This window comes from Leucothrix pacifica, assembly GCF_003172875.1.
Lineage (GTDB): Bacteria > Pseudomonadota > Gammaproteobacteria > Thiotrichales > Thiotrichaceae > Leucothrix > Leucothrix pacifica.
Window position 1 is genome coordinate 49,992 of sequence record NZ_QGKM01000018.1, and the last position, 8,304, is coordinate 58,295.

Below are 8,304 nucleotides of genomic sequence, written 5' to 3' on the forward strand. Positions count from 1 at the left end.
GGAACCTCGCTCTATAAGCTCCTCGCAGCATTGACACTCCTTGCGCTGCTAGGTAGCTTCTGGTCACCTATGATACTTGTTTGGCAAGTAGCATCTGGGTGCGCAATGATTTTGGTATTGCTAGATTTATTTTTGCTTTATCAGCGGGGCATTCCGGAGATTAACCGCGAGTATCAAAACTCAATCCCGCTCGGCGTTAAACGCACGATTAGCCTGATTGTTATCAACCACTCTAAATATCCCTGCACCTTTGATCTTTACGATCATTACCCGCTGGAACTAGAAGCACAAGGTCTTCCGGTTCATCTGAGTTTACCCGCTGATGGCAATGCCAAAATTCAATATCAGGTCACTGCAAAGGCACGTGGCAAATATGAGTTTATCGGTGTGCAATTACATCTATGGTCACGCTGGCGGTTTTGGCAGCGCGATTATCGAATGAGTCTAGCGGGTGAGATACACGTCTACCCTAACTTCGCAGCAATCCCTCATATCGCGCTACTGGCAACGGATAATTTTCTAAGCCAGATGGGCATCATCAAAAAGCCCAGACGTGGGCAAGGTCAGGATTTTCATCAACTCCGTGAATATCGTGAAGGTGACAGCATGCGCCAGATTGACTGGAAAGCAACATCGCGGATTCGTAAAGTAATTTCACGTGAGTATCAGGACGAACGAGACCAAGAGATTATATTTCTACTGGACTGTGGACACCGTATGCGTGCCAGAGACGCAGGGCTATCTCACTTTGATCACACACTGAACGCATTACTGATGCTGTCGTATGTGGCTCTCAGACAAGGCGATGCGGTTGGACTGAATACCTTTGGTGGAAGTAGCCGCTGGGCGTCGCCCAAAAAAGGTCACCACACCATTCAAAGTCTATTAAACACGGTCTATGATCTCCAGCCCGGAACCGCAGCACCTGACTATACCCAAGCTGCCAGTGACTTATTGGTGCGCCACAAAAAGCGCTCTTTAGTGATTATTCTCAGTAATATACGCGATGAAGATAATGCAGAACTTCAGGCAGCTGTCGGGCTATTAAAGCGACGACATCTGGTACTAGTGGCTAGCTTAAGAGAGAAAGCGCTGGATCAAAACCTACAAGATGCACCAATAGACATGACTGAGGCACTCAGAACCAGTGCCATTCATCACTATTTGCAGGAACGCAAAGCTGCGTTTGATCGATTAAGTAATCAAGGTGTCATTGCGGTTGATGTGGAGCCGCAGCAGCTAGGTGTTTCTCTAATAAACAGTTACTTAGGCATAAAAGCAAGTGGGAAACTTTAAAGTAAATCCTGATGTAGCTTGATGCTCAGATAGATTATAAATTATTTTTGCATCATCACATCAAACTCATCAGGAAGATAACCGATGTCCATGGAGTGGTATTCTGCTCTACCTCATCGCGGATGATATCGAAGATACCAAAAGGCTTTACAGACTCGGGGCACGGTCAGCGCTGTTTTAACCAAAATGCAAGTGGATTGGTTTAGCTACAGTGCAAAAGCATGTACCAAACTGATAACAGCTGAGTTGTTATTATGGGGGACCTTCAGCACACGCTGAGATAGCAAGAACCTGAAATAAAACGCGTCTCATAAAATCCTTTTTATCGTTAACGTGTTTGTTAGTAGTTACGGCACAGTCTTAACTTATCTAATTTCGACCGCTCATCATTGCTGCGCTCGACTAAGCGTTAAATATAAGAGATAAACGGTTTATAGATTAATTTATCAGCACTCATATTTATAAACCACAACATCGACAGCATGATAAACTCTCTCACACTCTATTAATCAATCACTCAATCATGAAAAAAGCCGGATCTTCATTCAGACGCGTACTCGCGCTGCTGGTTGCCATTGCATCAGTCCTGTTTTTGCTATTTATCTTTTTTGCGACCCGCAGCGTGTTGGATATTTGGGACCGCATGCAACTCCTGCCTCCCACCCTGTTCTATACCTACACTACAATAATAGTTGCATTTGTATTAGCAACGATTTGGTTAATCTGGAAATTACTTAAACCAGTATCTACAAACTCTTCGCATGATATTGATAATATTAGTAAAGAGAGTGTAATTGAAGATATTGAACATGCTGAAAAACAAGGCATGGATACCGCACAATTGCGCCGTGAGCTGGAAGAATTAGAGTCTCGCAAGGAAACGGGTACCATATTTGTTGCATTGTTTGGAAATGTGAGTACCGGTAAAAGCTCTATAATCAAAAGCTTATTGCCGAATGCTGAAATCGATATTAGCGTGCGAGGTGGCTCCACACAGGAAATCTCACAATATACCTGGTCATCCTCATCCGGAGATCGTTTAGTGTTGACGGATCTGCCGGGGAGAAATGAGGCCAGCGGCTCGCTGGATGAACTGTCCAATGATGAAGCCGTGCGAGCACAGATCGTGATATACGTGACGGATTCAGACTTATCACGCACTCAGTTCAATGACATTAAAGAACTACAGAGTTTTGGTAAGCCGCTCATTATTGCTCTGAACAAAAGCGATCGTTATAACGACGAAGAAAAACAACTGCTTAAACAACGCTTTGAGGAGCGAATTGAAAGTGATGCGCAACTTGTTTTTGTGCAATCCGGCGGTGAAGAAGAAGTGATACGCATTGATAAGAATGGTGTTGAATCGGTACAAGTCAGACCTCGTAAAGCGAAAATAGAAGAACTAGCAGAAGCGGTTCAACAAGAAATTGATACACAAAGTGGTCTGCTGAACCAACTTCGCGACGCCTCGGTCTTTGTACTCGTCAAACAAAAACTTGATGCAGAAAAAGTTGGCTTCCGACAAGAAAAAGCCGCCGCTATCGTCAAAAGCTCAACCCGCAAAGCGGTCATGGGTGCTATGGCTTCTGTCAGCCCCGGCGCAGATATCGTGGTTCAGGGATATTTGGGAACGCGTATGGTCAAAGACTTGTGTGAGCTTTATAACGCCCCTGTTAAGCAGCTAGACATCGATAAGTTTTTAGACTTTAGTCAGGATCAGCTTAAAAAGAGTATTCCTATCATACTGGCTGTTGCCGGTAATGGTCTGAAAGCTTTTCCGGGGATTGGCACAGTGGCAGGCGGATTAGTTCACGCTGTAGCGTACGGAATGATTTTTGATGCATTGGGCAAATCGGTGACTAAAACCCTGGAACAACGTGGTCAACTACGAGCTGCACCAGCAGCACTGACTTTTAAGGAGATGTTGAGTGAAAATCTGGAATCACGTGCAAAATTATTTGCCAGACTGGTTTTCGAACAACGAGAAGAACACAAGTGATGCAGCGTCAGCTGTCAACACAGATAAGCCAGAAAAAAATGGTGACAACCATCTTGGTTTAGCAAAAGAAAGCCTGAGTCAGTTACTCAACGATGAGCGCGTACCTGAAGCAGTTCGGGAAAGCCTGCAGGCAGACTACCAACTGATTCGTCAAATGCTCGACAAGCTGGAACAAGGCCAGTTACACATCGCAGTGTTTGGACGCGTGAGTGTGGGTAAATCTTCTGTATTGAATGCCTTGATCGGTCGGGAAGTATTTAGTGTCAGCCTATTACATGGCGAAACCAAAACTGCTGATATGGAAGCCTGGAAGGAAGTTGACGCCGGTGGTGTCTACCTCATCGATACACCCGGAATTAATGAAATCGACGGCGAAGAGCGCGAAGCACTAGCCCATGAAGTGGCAGGCCGCGCTGACTTACTCTTGTTTGTGGTTGATAGTGATTTAACCGATGTTGAGCTAAAAGCCCTACAAACCGTTGCGGAAACCAACCGCCCTATTATCTTAGTCGTCAACAAAGCGGACCAATACAACGAGTCACAACTTATTGACCTTCGCACAATCATTCGTGACCGCGTCAGCGGACTTATCGCCCCTGAAAATATTGTCTTCACGGCTGCATCACCCGGTACTCAGATCATTATCCGTGAAGATGAGTTTGGCAATGAACACGAATCAACACGGCAAAAGCCCGTTGATCTGATCAACCTAAAAACGCGCCTATGGGACATTGTCGAAGCTGAAGGAAAAACACTCTCTGCGCTCAATGCCTCGATGTTTGCAGGTCAGCTAAGTGAGCAAGTCGGCGAGCGCATGCTAGAGATCAGAAAAGAAATTGGTGAACGCGTCATCAAGATGTACTGCGTGGCCAAGGGTGTGGCGGTTGCATTAAACCCGATTCCGGTTGCAGATCTGGTCGCTGCAGTTGCGATTGACGTCAGCATGATCATCCACTTATCACGTATTTACGGCTTGCCGATGAGTAAATCGGAGGCGGGTGAACTGATTAAGAGTATTGCAGCACAAATGATTCTACTTTACGGCTCTTTTTGGGCTGTTAATCTGGCTTCATCAGCACTTAAAGTCACCACCGCTGGATTATCCACTGTACTGACAGGCGCCGCTCAGGGCGCGATTGCCTGGTATAGCACGCTGGTCATTGGACGCGCGGCAGAGAAATATTTGGCCAAGGGTAAGTCATGGGGTGATAGCGGCCCCAAACTGGCCGTTGCAGAGATTCTGGACAGTCTTGACCGTGATTCTGTGATGAAAGAAGCCAAAGAAGAAATTATGACGTATTTAAAACAGGGCAAAAAATAATATGCGGTTTAATAATCGAAGGATGATGAATAAGCTGGTTCGTATCGCTGCTGGCGTGGTGGTCGCGGCCATAGTCGGTGGCTATAACTACCTCACCAAATCTGATGACGCTGGCTCAGCAAATTTCAATCAATTTCCTAGCAAGGCCGAGTCCTCTCAGGGTAAAGCTGGCAACTCACCAAAGCTTGAAAATCAGGCTGCCCTGCTCAAAAAAATTCGCGCAGCAAAAGAAGATGTCAACTCACGCTTCTGGATGACTGCTGAAGGCACAGTGATCAAGATCCTGAAAGATGACACTAAAGGTAGCCAACACCAGAAGTTCTTATTCGAACTGGCACCAGATGTCACATTACTCGTAGCTCACAATATTGATTTAGCGCCACGTGCACCAGTCAGGGAGGGTGATAGCGTCACCATTAAAGGTCGCTACGAGTGGAACAATCGCGGTGGTGTCTTGCACTGGACACATCATGACCCTAAAGGCCGTAAACAAGAAGGTTATATATACGCAGCTGGAAAGTATTACCGATAAGCTGCTCACTGTATAAGTTCTGGCCATAGCTTAGGGTATTAATTATCGATTCAGTGGTTTCGTGTTACTTTGGACTAAAATAATAATGCACCCCCAGCTATATTGAGTGCAAAACCCACATCCAAAGTAGCCAAACCTCATGAACGAATTTTGTTTTGATTTTAAGGACGTTGTTGAAGAAGCTGGTGACATTATCGTCATCACTAAAGCATACCCATATACCCTGCCCGGCCCAGAAATCGTTTATGTTAATAAAGCCTTTACTGACTTAACCAGTTACAGCTTCGAAGAGGCCGTTGGCAAAAACCCGCGCATGTTACAAAAAGGTGACGTCAATCCTGAAACCAAAACCATCATTCGAAATGCCCTTAAAAACAACAATCAACACGCGTAACGATTCGCAACTATAGCAAGCAAGGCGTCGCTTACTGGCTTGAAATGAGTATCCTGCCCCTGCGTGATAAAAACGGTGTTGTGACTCACTTTGCCGCCATTGAACGCGATGTCACTGAAAGCAAGGAACGTGAATTAGAGCTTGATGAGATGAGTCGTCACGATGCGCTCAGTGACCTTCTAAATCGTCGGGCTTTTGACCAGCTGCTTGAGGATGCATTTGCTAAATTTCAGGATACTGGCGAAGTATTTTCTGTCTTAGCCATTGATATTGATCACTTTAAATCCGTCAACGACCAATACGGTCATCACTGCGGTGATCAGGCGATCTGTAAAGTCGCTGAGATCTGCAAAAAAGTATTCAACACTAGCGGCAGTGTTGGCAGAACGGGTGGCGAAGAGTTCAGTATATTGATCCCGAACAAGGACGCTTCCGGTGCTGCTCTGATGGCTGAACACCTACGCCGTAATATCGAAGCGGCTAGCGTGATCACAGAAAAAGGCGCGATTAGAATAACAACCAGTATCGGTGTGTCTGAAGTCGTTATCTCTGACACCAAACCACTTGACCTGATGCTAAGAGCTGACAAGGCGCTTTATACCGCTAAGCATAATGGACGTAATCAGGTACGCGAATTTGAGCCTGAAACCAGCATTTGTGATCTAGCCTGAGCTTGGTTGCATTAAACAGCTCGTAACTAAGAAGCCACAGTATCAATGCAAAGATGCCCTTCCCTGACGACGATGCTTTGTCTTCAACGTTGATTCATCAATCTCAATCAATTCATCAATGAGTTGTGCCGACGTCATATCATTCTGATACCAAGCCTTATTCAACATCGTCTGAAAAAAGGACGAGCGTAGTGGATTTGATACACCGAGAAATGTACTGATTTTTTTCTCTGTATTCAGCCAGAGCTGGTAACTCTTCCTGCTACAAACATCAAGCTTATCAGGAGCAACTTTAGTCACCGGAATACTGCCTTTTTTTAGACTGTAGTGAATCTGTACCTCATTATCCAGTGCGGCATCCAACAGTATTTTCTGACCCTGTTGAAGATGGGGCTCATCCACATTTAGCATCATAAATGAGTCGATTGCATAAATCATATTGCCATTGGAACCCGGACTAAGAGAGCATAAAAACTCCTTGCCTGCGGTCAAATCCATGTTAGTCAATTCGGCCTTGGCAAAATCACCCATAACCTGCATAGCCACTTGTTGTTTACCAACCATTCTGGCAGATCTTGCCCAATCACGATACGGTTGCTCTGGGTCACTCAGTATCTTGAGTTTGCGAAATATACTCATGCTCTTGATGAACGGCTCACGAAGATGCTTCATTGATTGATGCTTTTGATAGAGCTGTTGAAAGCGTGCAAAACCCAGCTGTTCCATCATAATGGCATTAAACAGAATATCGAACTGCCACAGCTCATTACTTACAGCAAGCGGAACGTAACCAGCCTGTTTAATGAGTGGCGCTTGCGCTAATACTTGCTCCCAACTTGTTGGTAAGGGTAAGCTCAACTCCGTGTAAATCTTGGTGTTGTAGAGGGTATGGTTTTGGATATGAATACCAACCGGTAAGCTCAACAGCTCATCTTTACTGGTCACTTCTCTGTACACTTCATCCAGAAGTATATCTTTGATTGCATTGCCATTAAGCAAGGTCGGTAGTGGCTCTAGAGCATTGATACTGCGCAGCTCGAAAATATCTTCATCAACAAGCCACTGAGTTGCAGCAGGTGCATAACCGCTGGTAATACGACTTATAATGCTGGAACGAAGCTTCTCCCAGCTTGGGACTCTGGTTTCGATAAACTTAGCGCCACGCGCTTCAACCGCTCGTTTTATGACATTTAAACCGTCAATCTCACCCGGTTGATTCCACCAATGTATTAATTCGACCTCAGCTTGTTTGGCCTGACTAGCGGATGTCAGTAGCAGGCTAGTACTCAAACAAGTGATGATCAGTGAGTGTTTAAATAAATTCATAAGCTTCTGGCAAATACTGGCCCGACGGTATCAGCTTTGTAAAAGCCAAAGCCGTCCCGTCCGTTTCTTTTAACCTCATACAACGCAGTGTCAGCTCTTTTAAACAACATTTTAAAGCTACTGCAGCCTTGCTGGTGCCCAAACGCCACCCCAATGCTACAGCTACACCTGATGTCATATTCGCTGATCTGGCGTGGTTTTTTTATCTCCTCTATCAGACTCTCCAAACGCTTCGTTAACTGATCCTGATCAACCTTTTTATCATAGAGTAGTGCAAACTCATCCCCACCAAGTCTGTAGGCTGACTCGTTACGCATGGGTGCTTTAGTGATATCTTTAGCTGCCTGAATTAACACTTTATCGCCGACATCATGACCCAGTAGATCATTAATTTCTTTAAATTGGTCAAGATCAATCAGCACCAGACTACAGGCTTTAATACTCGTATGCTTACACTCTATTTTTTTAAGTTTGTTACTAAATGCAGCCCGGTTGAGCAGCCCTGTTAAGGAGTCATGATTTGCTTGATAGTCCAGCCGGGCATTCTTAGCCACGATTTGTTCATAGCTAGTAGCGAGTGAATCAGCCAATGGTCTGAGCGTGAAGTACCAGATAATCCACATTCCAATCAGCACTAAAGCAAAAATCATGGCGTAAATAACTCGCAAGTATCGATTTTGATAGAGCGATGCTTCATAGACTAAGTGCTCTGTACACGACAATTTAGAAATCCACGATTGAAAAACCATAGCCATTCGTTGATTT

The 8,304-nt window shown here is 45.0% G+C and carries 8 protein-coding genes; 6 read left to right on the forward strand and 2 right to left on the reverse strand.

Annotated elements, in window-relative coordinates; genetic code table 11:
• Positions 1-105 precede the first annotated feature (105 nt).
• From DKW60_RS08705 to DKW60_RS08730, 6 genes are all read left to right on the forward strand, one after another.
• Complete coding sequence (locus tag DKW60_RS08705) at positions 106-1,296, forward strand: DUF58 domain-containing protein (RefSeq protein WP_245929646.1); 1,191 nt, start codon at positions 106-108, stop codon at positions 1,294-1,296.
• Positions 1,297-1,819: 523 nt separating this feature from the next.
• Positions 1,820-3,295 (forward strand): GTPase, encoded by a 1,476-nt coding sequence (locus DKW60_RS08710; protein ID WP_109837269.1) that lies wholly within the window; start codon positions 1,820-1,822, stop codon positions 3,293-3,295.
• Positions 3,225-4,616, forward strand: coding sequence for a GTP-binding protein (locus DKW60_RS08715; protein WP_245929648.1), 1,392 nt, complete (start codon positions 3,225-3,227; stop codon positions 4,614-4,616). The genes DKW60_RS08710 and DKW60_RS08715 overlap by 71 nt, the downstream gene beginning before the upstream one ends.
• Positions 4,617-4,638: 22 nt before the next feature.
• Positions 4,639-5,148, forward strand: coding sequence for a DUF3465 domain-containing protein (locus tag DKW60_RS08720; protein WP_245929649.1), 510 nt, complete (start codon positions 4,639-4,641; stop codon positions 5,146-5,148).
• A gap of 139 nt (positions 5,149-5,287) precedes the next feature.
• A complete protein-coding gene (locus DKW60_RS08725) occupies positions 5,288-5,542 on the forward strand; it encodes a PAS domain-containing protein (RefSeq protein WP_109837271.1) in 255 nt (84 codons plus the stop codon).
• Positions 5,543-5,544: 2 nt separating this feature from the next.
• On the forward strand, positions 5,545-6,213 hold the full coding sequence (locus tag DKW60_RS08730; RefSeq protein WP_281271834.1) for a sensor domain-containing diguanylate cyclase: 669 nt from the start codon (positions 5,545-5,547) through the stop codon (positions 6,211-6,213).
• A 42-nt stretch (positions 6,214-6,255) separates the two neighbouring features.
• On the opposite strand, the gene DKW60_RS08735 is transcribed toward DKW60_RS08730, so the two are convergent.
• Complete coding sequence (locus DKW60_RS08735; protein WP_109837273.1) at positions 6,256-7,539, reverse strand: ABC transporter substrate-binding protein; 1,284 nt, start codon at positions 7,537-7,539, stop codon at positions 6,256-6,258.
• The coding region (locus DKW60_RS08740) for a GGDEF domain-containing protein (RefSeq protein ID WP_146203456.1) at positions 7,536-8,304 on the reverse strand (769 nt) is incomplete at its 5' end. The genes DKW60_RS08740 and DKW60_RS08735, both read right to left, overlap by 4 nt.